We start from the raw sequence: 1,760 nt of genomic DNA, 5'->3' as shown, positions 1-1,760 counted from the left end.
CCATCGCGTCCGGCAAGTCCTCGGACACCACGGTCACCCCGGTGTTCTGCGGTACGGCGTTCAAGAACAAGGGCGTTCAGCCCCTGCTCGACGCGGTCATCGATTACCTCCCTTCCCCGCTGGACGTCGAGGCCACCACCGGCCACGTGCCCAACAAGGAAGAAGAGCTGATCACCCGCAAGCCGAACGTCGACGAGCCGTTCGCGGCGCTGGCGTTCAAGATCGCGGTGCACCCGTTCTTCGGTGAACTCACCTACGTGCGTGTGTACTCGGGTCAGGTCGCCTCCGGCGCCCAGGTCGTGAACTCGACCAAGGGCAAGAAGGAGCGTCTGGGCAAGCTGTTCCAGATGCACTCCAACAAGGAGATGCCGGTCGCCACGGCGTCGGCAGGCCACATCTACGCGGTCATCGGCCTGAAGGACACCACCACCGGTGACACCCTGTCCGACGCGCAGAACCAGGTCGTCCTCGAGTCGATGACGTTCCCGGATCCGGTCATCGAGGTCTCGATCGAGCCCAAGACCAAGTCCGACCAGGAAAAGCTCGGCACCGCGATCCAGAAGCTGGCGCGCGAAGACCCGACGTTCTCGGTCAAGCTCGACCAGGAGACCGGCCAGACCGTCATCGGCGGCATGGGCGAGCTCCACCTCGACATCCTCGTCGACCGTATGCGTCGCGAGTTCAAGGTCGAGGCCAACGTCGGCAAGCCGCAGGTGGCCTACCGCGAGACCATCACCAAGAAGGTCGAAAAGCACGAGTTCACCCACAAGAAGCAGACGGGTGGCTCCGGCCAGTTCGCGAAGGTCATCATCGCCCTCGAGCCGTTCGTCGGCGAAGACGGCGCGACCTACGAGTTCGAGAACAAGGTCTCCGGTGGTCGCGTGCCCCGTGAGTACATCCCGTCGGTCGACGCGGGCGCCCAGGATGCCATGCAGTACGGCGTGCTCGCCGGCTACCCGCTGGTGAACCTGAAGGTCAGCCTGCTCGACGGCGCGTACCACGACGTCGACTCCTCGGAAATGGCGTTCAAGATCGCGGGTTCGCAGGCCCTCAAGGAAGCGGCCCGTAAGGCCGGTCCGGTGATCCTCGAGCCGCTCATGGCGGTCGAGGTCATCACGCCCGAGGAATACATGGGCGACGTGATCGGCGACCTCAACTCCCGCCGTGGCCAGATTCAGGCCATGGAGGAACGCAGTGGTGCCCGTGTCGTCAAGGCGCTGGTTCCGCTCTCGGAGATGTTCGGTTACATCGGTGACCTGCGGTCCAAGACCCAGGGTCGCGCGAACTACTCCATGGTGTTCGCCCAGTACGCGGAGGTTCCGGCCAACGTGTCCAAGGAGATCATCGCCAAGGCGACCGGCGAATAAAACCCTCTTGCGGTCCAGTGGCACACTGGACCGCAAGTGCTGGACGTCAAGAAAAAACCCGATCCCCACCCCCAGTGGGGATGACACACGCACTGCTGCAAATGCACGCACCAACAAGTCCAGGAGGACCCCAAAGTGGCGAAGGCGAAGTTCGAGCGGACGAAGCCGCACGTCAACATCGGCACCATCGGTCACGTCGACCACGGCAAGACCACGCTGACTGCAGCGATCACCAAGGTGCTGGCTGACAAGTTCCCGACCCTGAACGACGCGTTTGCGTTCGATCAGATCGACAAGGCGCCGGAGGAGAAGGCTCGTGGTATCACGATCAACATCTCCCACGTCGAGTACCAGACCGAGAAGCGCCACTACGCGCACGTCGACGCCCCGGGT

Annotated in this window: 2 protein-coding genes; both read left to right on the top strand. The window is 63.4% G+C overall.

What is annotated here, in order from left to right:
• The coding region (gene fusA, locus ACFWF3_RS34630) for an elongation factor G (protein WP_379318271.1) at nucleotides 1-1,367 on the top strand (1,367 nt) is incomplete at its 5' end.
• Between the two features lie 135 nt (nucleotides 1,368-1,502).
• A partial coding sequence (locus tag ACFWF3_RS34625; RefSeq protein ID WP_379318269.1) for a GTP-binding protein occupies nucleotides 1,503-1,760 on the top strand: 258 nt, incomplete at its 3' end.

The sequence above is a fragment of the Nocardia sp. NPDC060220 genome, assembly GCF_042727815.1.
Lineage (GTDB): Bacteria > Actinomycetota > Actinomycetes > Mycobacteriales > Mycobacteriaceae > Nocardia.
The sequence above is the reverse complement of the archived record's forward strand: the minus strand, read 5'-3'. Positions and strand labels throughout refer to the sequence as shown.